This window comes from Ruegeria sp. YKSF131, assembly GCF_059612645.1.
Genome location: NZ_JBXWQZ010000010.1, coordinates 61063 through 78620, shown reverse-complemented (window position 1 = coordinate 78620; position 17558 = coordinate 61063). Strand labels below are relative to the sequence as shown.

Below are 17558 nucleotides of genomic sequence, written 5' to 3'. Positions count from 1 at the left end.
CTGATCCGGTTTGAAAAAGGGTTCGGATAGTGATTGCGCGCACAACAGGGGCGGCTATACGCGGTATACTTGTTGCACTTATGGTGCTGACACCTGCGTTGTACCTGCCTGTCTCATCTACGAACGGGACCGAGATACTGGTCTTTCTCGCGATCCTCGCGTTTATCCTGACCTTTGCCGAATACAATTCCGCATTTCCCAGCTTTATCGAATTCCGCGACGCGCCCCCGGTCAATCGCCTTCGGTTTGTCGGCCTGATGTCGATGGTCACCTTTCTGACGCTGATCTGCAAAAACGCCTTTGAACCAACGCAGCTGACCACATTCTCTTATTCGGTTGGCCTGGCTGTCGCAAATGTGGTGGACTTCCCCTATTCTCCGGTGCGCCTCATCGTGCTGATGTTACCCCCGGATGCCAGCCACGCCTTGATCGAACTGGTCCGCATCACGGCCAGCGTGGCTTATGTTGCGGCTTTGGTCACGATTGTCAGCTTTGCCTATGCGGTCAGGGTTCGGGGATGGCCAACCGGCAATGGCGCCTTCAATGTGTGGACTAACTTGCCGCTGTTTGACCCGACCAAAGGGGGTGATGTCGTTACGCGCCTTCAAAGGGATGGCCGCCTGAACATCTGTATCGGCATTCTGCTGCCATTCCTCATTCCGGCGATTATCAAGTTGATGAGCAGTGTGATCGCCCCGATCTCCCTTGGGAATCCACAGACCTTGATCTGGACCATGAGCGCATGGGCCTTCCTGCCCGCCAGCATGATCATGCGCGGCATGGCGACCCTCAGGATCGCGGGCTTGATCATGGAAAAACGCCGCGCCTATTCGACCAGCGAGTCAACACAGACCGCATGATCCGCATCTTGTGTCTGCTATGGCTGCCCTTTGCGGCACAGGCAGAAGTCGTGCGCATTGCCACCTATAATACCGAGCTTAGCAGAAATGGTCCCGGTTTGTTGCTTCGCGACATTCAACGCGATGACGCGCAGGTTCTGGCCGTTGTCGACGTTATTGCGTCGGCGCGCCCTGACATAATCGCCCTTCAGGGTATCGACTGGGATCTGAACAATACCGCTGTAATCGCCCTGATTGGGAAACTGCGCAACGCGGGGCTTGATTATGGATATTACCTTGCCACACAACCCAATGCCGGCCTGGAAACCTCGCTTGATCTGGACGGTGATGACAAGACCCAAGGCCCCGGCGACGCGCAAGGCTGGGGGCAGTTCACCGGTCAGGGTGGGTTGGCGTTGTTGTCGCGATACGAAATTATCACCGCCGAGGTTCAGGATTATTCCGAACTGTTGTGGCGCAGTTTACCGGGCGCCACCCTGCCTGGCGTAAACGGGCACCCCTTCCCGTCTGACGCGGCACATCAGATACAACGCCTGTCTTCGACCGCACACTGGGTTGTACCGATCGAAACCCCTTATGGGCGGCTCAACTTGATGACCTTTCATGCGACGCCACCCGTTTTCGATGGGCCCGAGGATCGAAATGGCTTGCGCAATCAGGATGAGATCCGGCTCTGGTCCGTTTTACTGAACGGTGAACTGGGGCCAGTCCCCGAAAGTCCCTTTTTGATCGCCGGCGATGCCAACCTTGACCCAACGCGTGGGGAGGGCCGTAAACAGGCCATTCAGTCCCTTCTGGCCCATCCCCGTCTGCAAGACCCGCTGCCGAAAGACCCGTCAGGCTCGACCTCAACGGTCGCTTGGAAGGCCACGGGTGAAATGCGCGTGGATTATGTGTTGCCGTCCGCCGACCTGCGCATTTCGGACGCCGGTGTGACGTGGCCGGAAGAAGGCAGCAAGCTATACGAATCTGCCCTACGTGCCAGCAGGCACCGATTGGTCTGGGTTGACGTCACCCTGCCTTAAGGCGTGACCGACTCTCCGTTCGCATAGGGCAAAGCCACAAGGCTGGGAGAGATCGCAGAACGCAATGCATCATCCAGATCTGTCTGATACACAGAACCCAGCAACTCGGTCAGGTACGATCCGTCCAACTGGTGCGGCACCTGCCACAGATACCGCATTTCAATCAGGTGTGAGGACATGCGCCAGAATGGTCGCGCCAGCTGCAATGGCCACCATTGCATCGGCTTCACGAATATGTCCCGTCCTGTCACTCTCGACAAAGACTGCGCGATCTCAGTTCCGGTCAGAGTATAGCCAGCGAAAGGAACATCGCAGAACCGCGGCAGATCCTTTCGGATTTCACACAGCGCGACTGCAGTTTGTGCAAGATCTGGCAGATAGGCCCAGGCGTGCAGGGCCTCCGGGTCTCCGGGATACACGAACTGATTGCGCGACAGATGCTTGATCATGACCTGATCGAACCAGTTTCCTGATGCCTCTGTGTCAATAAAATCGCCCGCACGCAGAAGGATCGTACGGACGGTTGAAGCGCGATACGCCTCCTCCATATCAATCCGGATGCGGCCAAGTGGATTGGTGGCCAAGTGCGGTGTAATCCCGGACCATGGGCCTTGCGTGTCCGGTCCAAAAACGTAGACGTTGCCGGGAACCAATACAGTGGCTTCAGTCTCGGACGCGGCGTCTATCACACGTCTGGTCAGGTCGGGCATTTCACGCGCCCAATCAGGATAGAGCGGATTCCACCCGTTTACGATGACATCCACCCCTTTAGCCGCCTGGGAAAGAGAACCGGACCCGCGACGGAATGTCTGCACGGCCCAGCCTGCATTCCGAAACGCCTTTGCAGCATTGCGCCCAAACCGGCCCGATGCGCCGAGTATCAGTGCAGTTTGTGTCATTGATGCCTCCTGTTTCAGACCAATCTATCCATTCAATGCACGTATTGAATTGCCGAGAAATGCAGAATGTGTATTCAATTTTGAATGGATAAAGCACTGACACATGCGGATTGGTCTCTGATCCAGAGCTTTCTGGCCGTGGCCGAAACGGGGTCCCTGTCCGCCGCTGCACGGCATCTTGATCGCAGCCAGCCCACATTGGGACGACAAGTACAAAGCCTTGAGACCGAACTGGGCGTATCCTTGTTCGACCGGCACGCGCGCGGCCTGAAACTGAGCGTGGCAGGTTCCCAGCTTTTGCCGATGGCGCAGCAAATGCACAGCGCCATGACTGCATTCAGCCTTGCCGCCGCAGGGCAGTCGCAGCAACTTGAAGGCTCGGTCCGCATCACCGCTTCGGTCTTCGCGTCGCATCACCTGCTGCCACCGATTCTGGCGTATATCCGAAGGCAGGAACCCGCCATTCAACTTGAGCTGGTCGCCACAGACACCACGGAAAACCTGTTATACCGCGAGGCGGATATTGCCGTTCGCATGTATCGCCCGGCGCAGATGGATATCATTTCGCGATATCTGGGGGAGGTGCCGCTATGCTTTTGCGCGGCCAAGTCCTATCTCGACCGTAGGGGACGCCCCAAGACACCCGAAGAACTTTTTTCCCACGACCTAGTGGGGTTTGACGCCAATCAGGAAATCATCAAGGCCATGCGCGAAAAAGGGTGGCCCGCAAGCCGCAACAGTTTTGCGACCCGCTGCGATCTGCAAAGCGCCTATTGGGAACTGATCCGCGCAGGATGCGGCATTGGCTTCAGCCAGGTCCAGATGGCCGAAGCCGACCCGGATGTCGAAATCTTGCCTCTGGATGTTGAAATCCCGGTTCTGCCCGTGTGGTTGGCTGCGCCGCAGGCCATGCGCCAGACCCCACGTATCCGCAGGGTCTGGGACTTGCTGGCAGAAGGGCTCAAAGCCAGCCTCTGAGGATCAAAGAGGGCCCGTATACGTTCCGCGCGCCGGGTAGTTATTGCCCAAAGTGAACTTCAGACCACCCGCGATATCCGACATCGACGGACGTCCAAAAGGCGTGGTCTGTTGCCACGCAAAATAAAGCGTCCGGTCAGGTGCGATGTAAAAATGTCCGGGTTCCGCAAACAGGTCTGGTTCGACACTGCCTTCGCGCTTGGTCGAGATGTTCAGCCCCCAACCCTCCCGCGCCTCAGACAGGGGCAGGCTGTGGCCTACGCGCAAGCGGGAAACATTGGCTTTTGCGGCGGTTTCAGCGGCACGTTCGGCGGTATCGGTGGTGATCATGATAATCTCGACACCCAGCGCCGCGAAATCGTCCAGCGCCGCCTCGGCCTCGGTCATCTGTCTGATGCAGATCGGACAATGCAATCCGCGATATTGAATCACCAGCGTTCCGTTTTCGCCCTTGTTGGTCTCAAGGTCGAAACTGCCATGGGCGACGGTTTCAATTTTCAGTGCAGGAACCGGATTTCCAGGTGTCAGCATGTATTTTCCTTGTGTTTTGACAGGTCTGTCTCATTGACCCGATGCTGCGCAGACGCTAGGGCCTGTGCAACAAAACGCAAGGAGACCCTTCATGCCCAACCCCTCGCTCCTCATCCTGCCCGGAGACGGAATTGGCCCAGAAGTTATGGCCGAAGTGCGCAGAATCATCGATTGGTTCGGTGCCAATCGTGGTCTTCAATTTGACGTGAGCGAGGATCTGGTGGGCGGTGCCGCTTATGACGCCCACGGCAAGCCTCTCTCCGATGAGACCATGGCAAAGGCGCAAGAGGTTGACGCGGTTTTGCTGGGCGCTGTCGGCGGTCCGAAATACGACGATCTGGATTTCAGCCTGAAGCCCGAGCGTGGCCTGCTGCGCCTGCGCAAGGAAATGGACCTGTATTCGAACCTGCGCCCCGCGCAGTGTTTTGACGCGCTTGCCGATTTCTCGTCGCTAAAGAAAGACATCGTTGCCGGTCTCGACATCATGATCGTCCGCGAACTGACGTCGGGCGTCTATTTCGGTGAGCCGCGCGGCATCTTCGAGGAAGGCAACGAACGCGTCGGCATCAACACCCAGCGTTACACCGAATCCGAGATCGAACGTGCCGGGCGCTCGGCTTTTGAACTGGCAATGCGCCGCAACAAAAAGCTGTGCTCGATGGAAAAAGCCAACGTGATGGAATCGGGCATCCTGTGGCGCGAAGTCGTCACCCGCGTCGCAGCGGACTACCCCGAAGTTGAGCTGAGCCATATGTACGCCGACAACGGCGCGATGCAGCTTGTGCGCGCTCCGAAACAGTTTGATGTGATCCTGACCGACAACCTGTTCGGTGACATCCTGTCCGACTGCGCCGCGATGCTGACCGGGTCGCTGGGCATGTTGCCTTCGGCCTCTCTTGGCGCGCCGATGGCCAATGGTCGACCCAAGGCAATGTATGAACCCGTCCACGGCTCGGCCCCGGACATCGCGGGTCAGGGCAAAGCCAACCCGATCGCCTGTATCCTGAGCTTTGCCATGGCCCTGCGCTACAGCTTTGATCAGGGCGAAGAAGCGGATCGTCTGGAGGCCGCGATCGAGAAAGTACTGGCCGATGGTGTACGCACCGGCGACCTGCTCGCAGATGAGGGCGTTCAGCCCGTATCAACCACTGAAATGGGCGACGCGATCCTTGCGGCCTTGGATGCCAGCGTCTGAAACACGCAATCAGCGAAATGGCAAAAAGGCGGTGCCCAGTGCACCGCCTTTTTTTCCATCAAAGAAGGCTTTAGTTTCCGCCAAAAATATTCTTCAGCAGATTGTTGATGTCCTCGGCAAAACCTCCGCGCTTTCGACGCGGCTGTGGCTGTGCGACCTGAACCGGCGGTGCTGGTGCCATCATCGGCAAGGGTGTGGGTGTCATCCCTTCGGTGACACGCAGCATGGTTTCTCTCCAGATTTCCGCGGGCAAACCGCCGCCGGTCACACCAGACAGGGGCGTGTTGTCGTCATACCCCATCCAAACACCGGTTACATAGTCCGCAGTAAACCCGATGAACCACGCATCGCGCGCTGCCTGGGTTGTGCCTGTTTTGCCCGCGACCTGCCAGCCGGGCAACTTGGCCCGTCCACCTGTGCCTTCGGACACCACACGTTCCATCATCCATGTCAGTTGCTTGGCAGCCGCATCGTTGATCACCCGTTCACCGATACCGGTTGTCGTGACCATGACAGGTGCTTCATCACCCAGCAGCTTCAGCTCGGTCAGGCCATAAGGTTCGACGGCAGAGCCACCGTTCAGAATACCTGCATAAGCCCCCGTCATCTCAATCAGCGTGCTTTCCGATGCGCCCAGCGCCAAAGCAGGTCCTTGCGCCAGATCGCTGGCAATCCCAAAACCACTGGCCACCGTGCGGACGTTATCCAAGCCCGATATCTCAGCAACTTTCACCGCCGGAATATTCAACGAATTCTTCAACGCATCCGCCAGTGACACGCGCCCGTAGTACTTGTTGGTATAGTTCTTGGGGCACCATTGACCGGACCCGGGAATGTCCACGCAGTAAGGTTCATCCATCACCGTATCCAGCGGGGAATAGCCGAGTTCCAGCGCGGTGGCATAGACAAATGGTTTGAAAGACGAACCGGTTTGGCGCTTGGCGATGGTGGCCCTGTTGAACACCCCGGCAACCCGTGTTTCTCGGCCGCCGACCATTGCTCTTACCGCTCCGTCCGCGGACATAACCACGATGGCCGCCTGCGCCTTGGAGCCTTCGCGCACCTTTTCCTGAAAGATGAATTGCAAAGCCTCTTCCGCCGATCGCTGAATCCGCTGATCCAAAGTCGTCTGGATTACAACATCTTCGGTTGTGTTGTCGCCAAAATAACTGGGAAGTTCCGAAACAACCCAATCTGCGAAATAACCGCCCGCTCGGGCAGCTGCCGCTTCAGACAGTTGCGCCGGTCGCGTACGCGCTTCGCTGGCCTGTGCGGCGGTTAGATATCCCTGATCCTCCATCAGACCGATCACCAGCCGCGCCCGATCCTGAGACCGTTGCAGGTTGTTGGTCGGTGCATAGCGTGTAGGCGCAACCAGCAGACCAGCCAGCATCGCGGCCTCTGCGGGCGAAACCTCGGCGGCGGATTTTCCAAAGTAGCGCTGGCTTGCGGCTTCGAACCCACGCGCGCCTGCGCCAAGAAAGGCACGGTTCAGGTAGATCGTCAGAACCTCGTCCTTGGAGTATTTCACCTCCATCGCCAGCGCATAGACGGCTTCCTTGGCCTTGCGCCACAAGGAGCCCTGACGGCAGTCGGCCTCATACGCGGCCTCAGAGTCCCAGTCACTGGGATCATAGGGAACGCCCAGACACAGGAGTTTCGCGGTCTGTTGCGTGATTGTCGACCCGCCATGCCCCGACAAAGGCCCGCGGCCTTCGCTCAGGTTGATGCTGACCGCGCTGGCGACGCCACGCGGGCTGACCCCGAAATGCCGGTAAAATCGCTTGTCTTCGGTTGCGACAACCGCGTTTTTCAGATGCGGAGAGACGGTATCGGCCGTGATCACTCCACCAAACTGATCGCCACGCCAGGCAAAGACCTTGCCATCACGATCCAGCAAGGTCACGGAACCCCGCGCGCGCCCATCCAGCAAGGCATCGACATCCGGCAACGTGGCGTAAACGATACCCACCGCCAGCGCGAGCAGCATGGCCGAAATCGCACCGACACGCCAGGTCAATCCCCAGATCAACCGCCAGATCCATCGGAACAAACGGCGAAAGATACCACCGCCTTTACCCCCAGATGACTTGCGGGTTTTCCTGCGCGTGGTTTTGCGCGTGGTCGGTTTGCGCACCGTCGATTTCTTGCCCGCCGTGCTTTTGGTCGCAGCCAGTTTTCGGCCCTTCGAAGGGTACCGTTTATCCGCGACCAATGTCGGCTTGCGGCGCTTGGACTCAGTCATGCTCAAACTCTGCCCGGTTATACTTTTTGGTCACCATACCTCGACAACCGCAGTATGTAGAGGTCCGAATTTCCGGAATTTCCCCTCTCTATAGCGCTCATTTATTGGGCACAATGCCCAAGTTGTGCAAAAAATGTGCAACTTTGCATTACTTCCCGGCAGGTTTTGACCCCGAAAGCGTTTCTTACTGCGTCGCGGCGCGCTTTTTTTCTGCAGGTGCAAACAAGCCGGTCCCACCGGACAACCAGAGGGGAAAGACGTGAAACTGATCATTGCGACAATCAAGCCGTTCAAGCTGGAGGAGGTGCGCGAAGCTCTGACCGAGGCTGGCGTGCGCGGCATGATGGTAACCGAGATCAAGGGCTTCGGCTCGCAGTCCGGTCACACCGAAATCTATCGTGGGGCCGAATATGCGGTGAACTTCGTGCCCAAGATCAAGCTTGAGATCGTGGTGCCTGCGACAATGGCCGACCAGATCGTCGAGACGATCACCAAAACCGCCAAGACCGGCAAGATCGGTGACGGCAAGATTTTTGTCCTCGATGTCGAACAGGCGCTGCGTGTGCGTACCGGGGAAACCAACGAGGACGCGCTGTAAGCGCGCCCACTCACAATCATTCGAGGACTGACAATGAACCTGATGAAATCTCTCATCCCTGCCGCCGCCATTGTTGCGCTGCCGCAGATGGGTCTTGCGCAAGAGGCCGCTGCAACCGGCGAAGCGGCACAGCACACCCAGTACATCTTTACCACGCTGCTGTTTCTGATGGCGGGCTTTCTTGTTTTCTTCATGGCCGCAGGTTTTGCCATGCTGGAAGGCGGTCTGGTACGATCCAAGAACGTTGCCATGCAGATGATCAAGAACGTAGCATTGTTTTCATTTGCCGCAATCATGTACTGGCTGATCGGGTTCAATCTGATGTATCCCGGCGACGGCTGGTCCATCACGGGCTGGCTTGGCCCGTTCTTCTCGACCACAACGCTTGATGCGGTTGGTGTTGCGCCGGCGGATGCGGCACTGGACTATGCTTCGGTCGGTTCGGACTTCTTCTTCCAGCTTGTGTTCGTGGCCGCGACTGCGTCCATCGTGTCGGGCGCCGTGGCGGAACGGATCAAGCTTTGGCCCTTTCTGATCTTCGTCATCGTGCTGACAGGCATCATGTACCCGATTTCCGGTTCGTGGAAATGGGGTGGCGGCTGGTTGGATGCCAAGGGCTTCTCGGACTTTGCCGGTTCGACCATCGTACACTCGGTCGGTGGCTGGGCTGCGCTGGCAGGGGCCCTTATCTTAGGCCCGCGGATCGGCAAGTACAAAGATGGCAAAGTTCACCCAATGCCCGGCTCTAACCTGGCGCTGGCAACACTGGGGACCTTCATCCTGTGGCTGGGCTGGTTCGGGTTCAACGGCGGCTCGCAACTGGCGATGGGAACAGTGGGCGATGTATCGGACGTGTCACGCATCTTCGCCAACACCAACATGGCGGCTGCTTCGGGCTCGGTTGCAGCGCTGGTCCTGACCCAGGTTCTGTACAAGAAGCCCGACCTGACGATGGTGCTGAACGGCGCACTGGCGGGTCTGGTCTCGATCACGGCCGAACCGCTGGCCCCGACCCTGTTCGGTGCCCTGTGGATCGGTGCCGTGGGTGGTATCATCGTGGTCTTCGCGGTCCCGATGCTGGACAAGTTCAAGATCGATGATGTTGTCGGTGCCATCCCGGTTCACCTGTTCTGTGGCATCTGGGGTACCATCGCCGTCGTCTTCTACGGTGACGCGAGTCTGGGCGCGCAGCTACTGGGCATCGCCGCATACGGCGTTTTCACCTTTGTCGGCGCACTGTTCCTGTGGACGATACTGAAATCCACCGTCGGCATCCGTGTCAGCGAAGAGGATGAGATCAACGGCCTCGACATGGCTGAACTGGGAATGGAAGCATATCCCGAATTCTCGAAAGGCTAAGCCTTGCCTTCACCTGACAAAAAAACCCGGGCGTTCGCGCCCGGGTTTTCGTTTCGAATGTCGCGTCGGCATCTAAACCCCGACATCCACAATTGCTTTGGCCAAAATCGGCACAGTCACTGCGTTCAGCCCGGCAATGTTCAGTCGACTGTCACCGACCATGTAGATACCGTGTTCAACGCGCAGTTTCTCGACCAGTTCCGGTGCCGCCCCAAGGCGTGAGAACATGCCGCGGTGCTGGGCGATGAACCCAAACCGGTCGGATCCGGCCAGACGCTGCAACTCGTCAGCCAGTTGCTGGCGCAGGCCCAGCATGGAGAGGCGAACCTCTTCCAGCTCAGTTGCCCAGTCTGCCCGCAACGCCTCATCCATAAGAATGGTCGTCACCACGCGCGCGCCGTGGTCCGGCGGGAAGGAGTAGTTCTGGCGATTCAAAAACGCCAGTGTGGCCTGATTCAATGCGGTTTCAGCCGCGTTGTCACTGACGGCCATCAGCAACCCGGTGCGCTCACGATAGACGCCGAAATTCTTCGAACATGACGCCGCAATCAGGCATTCCTTGACCGATGAGGCCACCAGCCGCACGCCTTGCGCATCCTCTTCCAGACCGTCACCGAAACCCTGATAGGCAATGTCGATCATCGCAACGAGGCCCAGCGCATTGATCAGGTTCACGACCTCCTGCCATTGCACCATGTTCAGATTGGCACCGGTCGGATTATGGCAGCAGCCATGCAGCAAAACCACGTCACCCGCTTTGGCGGTTTTCAGGTCTGCGATCAGCCCGTCGAAATCGACACCCCGGGTCTCTTCATCGAAGTAACGATACTGAACCGTTTCCATCCCCAGATAATTCAGGATCGACAGGTGGTTGGGCCAGGTCGGGTTCGACACAAACACGCGTGCCGAAGAGTTCGCCATCCGGATCAACTCGAACGCCTGACGGCAGGCACCGGTGCCTCCGGGTGTCGCCACTGCGGCGATGTTGCCGCGTGGCACAGAAGTACCCAAGATCAATCCGATCATCGCATCCGCATAGGCCGGATCACCGGCCAGACCGGTATAGGCCTTGGTTTCCTGCTCTTCCCAGATACGCTGTTCGGCGGCTTTCACCGCGCGCATCACCGGCGTCACGCCTTCGGCATTCTTGTAGACACCAACACCCAGATCGATTTTCTGATCGCGCGGGTCTTCGCGGTACATCTGCATCAGCGCCAGAATCTTGTCGGCAGGCTGCGGTTTCAGGTTCTCGAACATCAATTCTCTCCGGTTGCGACGGGCAGGGTCGGGAAGGCACCCCATTCAGCCCAGGAGCCGTCATAAAGCGAGTGGTCTTTCTTGCCCATGCGTTCCAACGCAAGGCTGAGAATCGCGGCCGTGACGCCCGAACCGCAAGAGGTGATCGCCGGCTTCGACAGATCGACGCCCGCAGCCTCGAATATGGCGCGGCAGTCCTCGGGCGACTTCATTGTTCCGCTGGCGTTCAACAACTGCCCAAAGGGCACATTGCGCGAGCCCGGAATATGGCCCGAACGCAGCCCTTCGCGCGGCTCGGGTGCGGTTCCGGCAAATCGGTCGGCCGAGCGGGCATCGATGATTTCGTGATCCGCCAGCTTGGCGGCGGCGGAAACTTGCGTGACGTCCCGGACAAGTTGGTTTTGCACGCGAACGGTCATGTGGCGGTCGCGAATGACCGGAGGCAGATCCTCGATCTCGCGCCCCTCGGCCTGCCATTTTGGCAAACCCCCATCCAGAACCGCGATGTTTTCCTGACCCATCAGACGGAACACCCACCAAACGCGCGCTGCGGACATCAGCCCGGCACCATCATAAACCACAACCTGATGACCATCACCGACACCCATGGCCCGCAGGCGTGACATGAATTTTTCGACCGGTGGCGCCATATGAGGCAAGTCGGAACGGTGGTCTGATATCTCATCAATATCAAAGAACCGTGCTCCGGGGATATGCCCGGCATCATATTCGGCCTTGGCATCACGGTTTTGCGCCGGCAAATACCACGACCCGTCCAGAATCCGCAGATCCGGGTCTTTCATATGCGCGGCCAGCCATTCGGTGGATACGAGGGTTTTTGGATCGTCCTGCATCAAAGCCTCCCCTAAGCGAGCTTGGGGTTTCCCTATACCCCGTGGCATGGGCGTTCAAGGCTGGATAGCGCTAGCGCTTGTTGACCTCAGGAATTATCGCGCCTTGCGCAGGCGGAAATGCTGGATGATGCCGATGACACTGATCACAATCCAGAACCCTTCGATCAGCATCGAGGCCAGATTGAAATTCTCAAGCAGCGAAAAGACGATCAGGACAGACCCCAGCAGGTTGATCATCGGAAAGGCCAGATCATCGGAATTCATCATCCGCATCTGCGTTGCGAAATACGCGGCCACCACGATCAGCGCCCCGAATGAGCCGATGGCATCCACGATGGTAAGCGTGTCAAAAATAGCCGTCATGTCTGGGCCGTGCCGTTTTCAGGAGATTCAGTGTGTTGCGCATAGTGATGCATATTCAGAAACGCGGCCCCCTGCGAACCGGCGCGATACCCGTGCGGCAGGTCCGCAGCAAAGCGCAACCCCTGCCCGGCCTGCAAGGGCACCCAGTCCTCGCCACGCAGAATTTCCAAAGTGCCGCTGAGGACAAATACTTCCTCGGTCACCCCGGCGGCATGAGCCGGGGATTCGTGGCTTTGGTTCGCGGCAAGGTTCACATGAAAGGTCTCGGCACCCAGCGCGGGATCGAAGGGAAAGACAATCTTGACCTCGATACTGCCGGGAAAGGTTACAGTCTGAAAGACCGATGGATCGCCCAGAGTCGTGTCGATCAACCCGCTGAGCGGTATCTGAAAGCCCTTGGCGATTTTCCAAAGCGTCGCGATCGTTGGGCTTGATTCGCCGCGTTCAATCTGGCCCAGCATGGCTTTGCTGACACCGGTCATCTCGGCGACTCTGGACAGGCTCAACCCCGAGGCTGCCCGCACATCCCGTAATTTCAGCGTAATGTCGTCCATAGCCATACCCGCGCTCTGCGATTTACCTTGTACGTTATAACGCACATGTGCTACGTGCGCTATAACGTACGAACCCCGAATTATGCAACCCGAGGCAACAGGGAAAACAGCATCATGCCATTGTACCGATCCAGAACCTCTACCCATGGCCGCAATATGGCTGGCGCACGCGGCCTTTGGCGGGCCACAGGTATGGGTGATGACGATTTCGGCAAACCTATCATCGCCATCGTCAACTCATTCACCCAGTTTGTGCCGGGTCACGTGCATCTGAAGGACCTGGGCCAGATGGTCGCGCGCGAGGTCGAAGCCGCAGGTGGTGTGGCGAAAGAGTTCAACACGATCGCCGTGGATGACGGTATCGCCATGGGCCATGACGGAATGCTGTATTCGCTGCCCTCACGCGAAGTGATCGCAGATTCGGTCGAATATATGGTCAACGCCCATTGTGCGGACGCTATGGTCTGCATTTCGAACTGCGACAAGATTACCCCGGGTATGCTGATGGCCGCCATGCGTCTGAACATCCCGGCCATTTTCGTTTCGGGCGGTCCGATGGAAGCGGGCAAGATCGACATCGCCGATCTGGAAGCCAAGAAGATTGACCTTGTGGACGCTATGGTCGCCGCCGCAGATGACAAGTTCACTGACGAACAGGTTCAGCACATCGAAGAAAACGCCTGCCCCACGTGTGGCTCATGCTCGGGCATGTTCACCGCGAACTCGATGAATTGTCTGGCCGAAGCGCTGGGCCTAGCCCTGCCTGGCAATGGGTCGACTCTGGCGACACACGCAGACCGCAAAGAGCTGTTCCTTGAGGCTGGCCGCCGCATCGTCGAGATCACCAAGCGCCATTACGATCTGGACGAAAAAGGCTTTCTGCCCCGTGAGATTGCCACCTTTGAAGCGTTCGAAAACGCCATGAGCCTTGATATCGCCATGGGTGGATCGACCAACACGGTGCTGCACCTGCTGGCCATCGCGCATGAGGGTGAAGTTGACTTCACCATGGCCGATATGGACCGCCTCAGCCGTCGTGTTCCCTGCCTCTGCAAAGTCGCTCCCAATACCGAGAACGTGCATATGGAAGACGTCCACCGTGCCGGTGGTATCTTCTCGATCCTGGGTGAGCTCAGCCGCGCGGGCCTGCTGCACAACGAATGCAGTACAGTGCATTCGGCCACGATGGGCGAGGCGATTGCCAACTGGGACATCACCATCGCCAACAATCCCAAAGCACAGGAGCTGTTCAAGGCCGCCCCCGGCGGAGTTCGCACCACACAGGCGTTCAGCCAGTCGAACCGGTTCAAGGAACTAGACACCGATCGCCAAGGCGGCGTGATCCGGTCCAAGGAACACGCATTCAGTCAGGATGGCGGTCTGGCGGTTCTGTTCGGCAACATTGCCCGCGACGGCTGTATCGTGAAAACCGCTGGTGTGGATGCCAATATCCTGCAATTCACCGGCTCGGCCTATGTATGCGAAAGCCAGGATCAGGCTGTTAGCGACATTCTCACCGGCAAGGTGAAAGAGGGCGATGTTGTGGTGATCCGCTATGAAGGCCCGCGTGGCGGTCCGGGGATGCAGGAAATGCTGTACCCAACGTCTTACCTGAAGTCGAAGGGTCTTGGCAAAGCCTGCGCCCTGCTGACCGACGGGCGGTTTTCGGGCGGCACTTCCGGTCTGTCGATCGGCCATGTCTCGCCCGAGGCGGCCGAAGGCGGAGAGATTGGTCTGGTACAGAATGGCGACACGATTGAAATCGACATCCCCAACCGCTCGATCCATCTGGCCGTCTCAGATGAAGAGCTTGCGGCCCGGCGCGAAGCACAGGACGCAAAGGGCTGGGTGCCTGCTGCGCCGCGCAAACGCAAGGTGTCTACTGCGCTGAAGGCCTATGCGAAACTGACCACCAGCGCGGCGAAAGGAGCCGTGCGTCAGGTCTAAACTGATAGATTACCGGTCTGCTGACGCGGCAGACCGGTAAGTCGATCATGCACAGGCGCACCCGGGCGCAACCAGATTAAATGTTTCGCAAGAAACGTTGACGATGGACGGGTCATCCTGCCTAAGGATCAATCGCCCAGTTTGGCGTGAATTTCATCCAGATCGATTTCGCCAATCGGCATCTTGTTGGCCGGGTTTTCGAAATCGTATTTGAACAGCTCAAAATCCTGCTTGTAGATCTCATAGACCAGATGCATCGACAGGTCGTCGAAATAGTCTTCAACCGGATGCGCGCGCTTGGGTCCGTGGCCTTCGGATTCGTTGAACCGGGGTATTTCGGACAGCGAAACAGAATGCTTCAGCTTTGTATTGTCCAAGACACCCTGCATCCCGTCGTTGAACGCTTCGGTCCAGAAGATCCGATCATAACGACCACCGTTCACGATGAAGGTCGACACGTGACCAGACATGGCTGACCAGTGAATGTCCGGGTCCATCGGACGCCGCCAGCGGATGGTATCACGCGCAAACAGCAGGAACCGGCGAAAGCTGGCGATCTGGTCAAACTCTCCCTTGCCATCGTCACCGCCCACCTCGATCCCGTAATTGTAGATCAGCGTCGGCACCAGATTGCCACGATACCGTTTGCCGTTGCGCTGGATCCCGCAGATCTTGTCGAAAAACGAGCTCAGAATACGCGTGTACGGGTTGCGCACACAGGTAAAGGAATACGAGGCGTGATCGCGCACATTTTTGGAAATCAGGTCCTGGCTCTGATCAAAGGCCCATTTGTGCATGCCATCCTTGGCGTCATGGATGTCACCGTCAAAGAACTGACCGTGATCCGAATAATACATGATCTGCCCAATGGTCGAGCAGGCGCATTTTGGCACAACGCGGTACACCATGCTTTCGCTCTCGGTCATCCAGGTACCGGGAAAACCCATCTGCTGTGCCTCCTACGCTGGTCTGGTCTCAAACCGATATGCCAGCTTTTGATAACAAGGAACCAAAATTATTCTGTTTATTCAATCGCTCATCCTCAGTATCACGGTTGAAACCGGGCAGAAACGGAAATTACCTAACCTCGATGGCGAAGATTGCCTATATATTGCTATGCCATAAAGACCCTGATGCAATCATTGCACAGGCCGAACAGCTGACCGCTGCGGGCGATTGCATGGCCATCCACTTTGACGCCCGTGCCAGCGCCGAAGGCTACGGGCGCATTCGTTCCGCGCTGGATCAAAATCCGAACGTGACCTTTGCTAAAAGGCGCATCAAATGCGGCTGGGGAGAATGGTCGCTGGTGCAGGCCACGCTGAACGCCTTGCAGGCCGCCGTCGAAACCTTCCCCCGCGCCACGCATTTTTACATGCTGTCCGGTGATTGCATGGCGATCAAAACCGCAGAATACACCCATCGGTTTCTGGATGATCACGACAAGGATTTCATTGAAAGCCACGACTTTTTCGAAAGCGACTGGATCAAGACCGGCATGAAAGAAGACCGGTTGATCTATCGCCATTATTTCAATGAACGCACCCAGCCGAAACTGTTCTACGCCGCCTATGAAACACAGAGGCGTTTTGGGCTGATGCGGCAAATTCCCGAAGACCTTCAGGTTATGATCGGCAGCCAATGGTGGTGTCTTCGCCGCCGAACGATTGAGATGATCCTGGATTTCCTAAGGCAGCGCAGGGACGTGATCCGGTTTTTTGCAACCACCTGGATACCCGATGAAACCTTCTTTCAAACGCTGGTACGCCACCTGATCCCGAAAGGTGAAATCGAAAACCGTACACCGACATTTCTGATGTTTTCGGATTATGGAATGCCCGTCACGTTCTACAACGATCACTATGACATGCTTCTGGGTCAGGACTATTTGTTTGCCCGCAAGATCAGCCCAGAGGCGCATGAGCTGAAAGAGCGTCTCGGCTCACTTTATGCGAGTGAGGGCATCGACTTTCCCATCTCGAACGAGGGGCGTGGCCTTTATGCGTTTCTGGCTGGCCGGGGGCGCATCGGGCGCCGGTTCGGGCAACGCTTCTGGGAGGCTGGAAGTGTTCTGGGCCCCGACCGAGAGCTGTTTGTGATTGTGTGCAAAAAGTGGCATGTCGCCAAAAGGCTGGTCGATCAAATCGCGTCTGAAACAGATATCCCCTGCGTCGAATACCTGTTTAACGAAGAGGATACCCAACTGCCTGATCTGGGCGGTATTGAAACGACGCTGACCAAGCGCTCGCGCCATCGGCGGGCCGTTGTACGAATGCTTTTCGAAAGTTTCGGATCAGACCAGTTGGTTCTGTGCCTCGACCCGGCCAATCTGGACGTTGTTCAGGATTTCAGCGGTGATCAGGCCAAAACCCATGTGCTTGAGATCGAATGCGAATACTCGGACGAATACCTGATTGGCCACGCGCGGCGCGTCGGATTGGCGGGTGACAACAGCCCGGTTGAGACTGTTTCCCATCTGCTGCCGACACTTCGCAACGACCTGAGTTACGAGTCCCAACAAATCCGCGCCGCCGGTTTGGACAATTACCTGCGACTGCGGGAAACCGCCCAGCGCGCCGAAAACATAGCTGTCATATCCGAATTTCTTGGGGTGGACAAAGAAAAGGCCGACGCGGTGATGCGGCTGGACTACCTGTTCGCCGACTAAACGGAAAGTCAGCCTGACATCCGACAGCTTTTCGGCCCCCTTTGCTGCATTGGGTGCACCGCATATTTGCCTGTCGGAAAGGACAGCCTAAAACCCAACATCACTGCCATCGTGATTTTTATTCAAAAATCGGATACTGTGCAGCCAATTGGGCCAATTTGCTTATACTTTTTCTCTTTGGCAGGCCGGCCCTGGCCAGTGAAAGGCAAAAACAGACGCGTCCTT

Annotated in this window: 16 protein-coding genes; 8 read left to right on the top strand and 8 right to left on the bottom strand. The window is 57.5% G+C overall.

Annotated features, from left to right (window positions below):
• Positions 1-29: 29 nt before the first annotated feature.
• Together AC2FLZ_RS05535 and AC2FLZ_RS05530 are read left to right on the top strand one after the other, a co-directional pair.
• Complete coding sequence (locus tag AC2FLZ_RS05535) at positions 30-860, top strand: hypothetical protein (protein WP_480474695.1); 831 nt, start codon at positions 30-32, stop codon at positions 858-860.
• Entirely contained in the window at positions 857-1885 is a 1029-nt protein-coding gene (locus AC2FLZ_RS05530; protein WP_480625293.1) for an endonuclease/exonuclease/phosphatase family protein, read from the top strand. Before AC2FLZ_RS05535 ends, AC2FLZ_RS05530 begins: the two co-directional genes overlap by 4 nt.
• Here the strand turns inward: AC2FLZ_RS05530 and AC2FLZ_RS05525 are convergent.
• Positions 1882-2784, bottom strand: coding sequence for a Rossmann-fold NAD(P)-binding domain-containing protein (locus tag AC2FLZ_RS05525; protein WP_480625292.1), 903 nt, complete (start codon positions 2782-2784; stop codon positions 1882-1884). The two genes, AC2FLZ_RS05530 and AC2FLZ_RS05525, sit on opposite strands and share 4 nt — an antisense overlap.
• An 84-nt stretch (positions 2785-2868) precedes the next feature.
• Between AC2FLZ_RS05525 and AC2FLZ_RS05520 the strand changes: the two genes are divergently transcribed.
• A complete protein-coding gene (locus tag AC2FLZ_RS05520; protein ID WP_480494501.1) occupies positions 2869-3762 on the top strand; it encodes a LysR family transcriptional regulator in 894 nt (297 codons plus the stop codon).
• 3 nt (positions 3763-3765) lie between these two features.
• Here the strand turns inward: AC2FLZ_RS05520 and AC2FLZ_RS05515 are convergent, their stop codons facing one another.
• Positions 3766-4293 carry a redoxin domain-containing protein gene (locus AC2FLZ_RS05515; protein ID WP_496821814.1) on the bottom strand — a complete coding sequence of 176 codons (528 nt, stop codon included), beginning with the start codon at positions 4291-4293 and terminating at the stop codon, positions 3766-3768.
• A 91-nt stretch (positions 4294-4384) separates the two neighbouring features.
• Here AC2FLZ_RS05515 and leuB point away from each other — a divergent pair, with 91 nt between their 5' ends.
• The gene (gene leuB, locus AC2FLZ_RS05510) at positions 4385-5488 is read left to right on the top strand and encodes a 3-isopropylmalate dehydrogenase (protein ID WP_496821816.1); all 1104 of its coding nucleotides are present in this window, start codon (positions 4385-4387) and stop codon (positions 5486-5488) included.
• A gap of 70 nt (positions 5489-5558) precedes the next feature.
• Here the strand turns inward: leuB and AC2FLZ_RS05505 are convergent, their stop codons facing one another.
• Entirely contained in the window at positions 5559-7733 is a 2175-nt protein-coding gene (locus tag AC2FLZ_RS05505) for a transglycosylase domain-containing protein (RefSeq protein WP_480555311.1), read from the bottom strand.
• 259 nt (positions 7734-7992) lie between these two features.
• Here AC2FLZ_RS05505 and AC2FLZ_RS05500 point away from each other — a divergent pair, with 259 nt between their 5' ends.
• Both AC2FLZ_RS05500 and AC2FLZ_RS05495 read left to right on the top strand, forming a co-directional pair.
• Positions 7993-8331 (top strand): P-II family nitrogen regulator, encoded by a 339-nt coding sequence (locus AC2FLZ_RS05500; RefSeq protein WP_117871083.1) that lies wholly within the window; start codon positions 7993-7995, stop codon positions 8329-8331.
• 33 nt (positions 8332-8364) lie between these two features.
• Complete coding sequence (locus AC2FLZ_RS05495) at positions 8365-9690, top strand: ammonium transporter (RefSeq protein ID WP_480474686.1); 1326 nt, start codon at positions 8365-8367, stop codon at positions 9688-9690.
• A gap of 72 nt (positions 9691-9762) precedes the next feature.
• Here the strand turns inward: AC2FLZ_RS05495 and AC2FLZ_RS05490 are convergent, their stop codons facing one another.
• The 4 genes from AC2FLZ_RS05490 to AC2FLZ_RS05475 form a co-directional block, all read right to left on the bottom strand.
• Positions 9763-10947 carry an amino acid aminotransferase gene (locus tag AC2FLZ_RS05490; protein WP_480474685.1) on the bottom strand — a complete coding sequence of 395 codons (1185 nt, stop codon included), beginning with the start codon at positions 10945-10947 and terminating at the stop codon, positions 9763-9765.
• Positions 10947-11801 carry a 3-mercaptopyruvate sulfurtransferase gene (gene sseA / locus AC2FLZ_RS05485; RefSeq protein ID WP_480555312.1) on the bottom strand — a complete coding sequence of 285 codons (855 nt, stop codon included), beginning with the start codon at positions 11799-11801 and terminating at the stop codon, positions 10947-10949. Before sseA ends, AC2FLZ_RS05490 begins: the two co-directional genes overlap by 1 nt.
• A 93-nt stretch (positions 11802-11894) precedes the next feature.
• Positions 11895-12164: a CBU_0592 family membrane protein gene (locus tag AC2FLZ_RS05480; protein WP_480555313.1), complete on the bottom strand. Its 270-nt coding sequence runs from the start codon at positions 12162-12164 to the stop codon at positions 11895-11897.
• Positions 12161-12724, bottom strand: a complete 564-nt coding sequence (locus AC2FLZ_RS05475; protein WP_480625289.1) for a helix-turn-helix domain-containing protein — start codon at positions 12722-12724, stop codon at positions 12161-12163. Before AC2FLZ_RS05475 ends, AC2FLZ_RS05480 begins: the two co-directional genes overlap by 4 nt.
• A 108-nt stretch (positions 12725-12832) precedes the next feature.
• Here AC2FLZ_RS05475 and ilvD point away from each other — a divergent pair, with 108 nt between their 5' ends.
• A complete protein-coding gene (gene ilvD / locus AC2FLZ_RS05470) occupies positions 12833-14665 on the top strand; it encodes a dihydroxy-acid dehydratase (RefSeq protein WP_480520104.1) in 1833 nt (610 codons plus the stop codon).
• Between the two features lie 128 nt (positions 14666-14793).
• On the opposite strand, the gene AC2FLZ_RS05465 is transcribed toward ilvD, so the two are convergent.
• On the bottom strand, positions 14794-15612 hold the full coding sequence (locus AC2FLZ_RS05465) for a sulfotransferase family protein (protein WP_209599235.1): 819 nt from the start codon (positions 15610-15612) through the stop codon (positions 14794-14796).
• Between the two features lie 143 nt (positions 15613-15755).
• On the opposite strand from AC2FLZ_RS05465, the gene AC2FLZ_RS05460 reads away from it, so the two are divergent.
• Positions 15756-17333 (top strand): DUF5928 domain-containing protein, encoded by a 1578-nt coding sequence (locus AC2FLZ_RS05460; RefSeq protein ID WP_480520106.1) that lies wholly within the window; start codon positions 15756-15758, stop codon positions 17331-17333.
• Positions 17334-17558 lie beyond the last annotated feature (225 nt).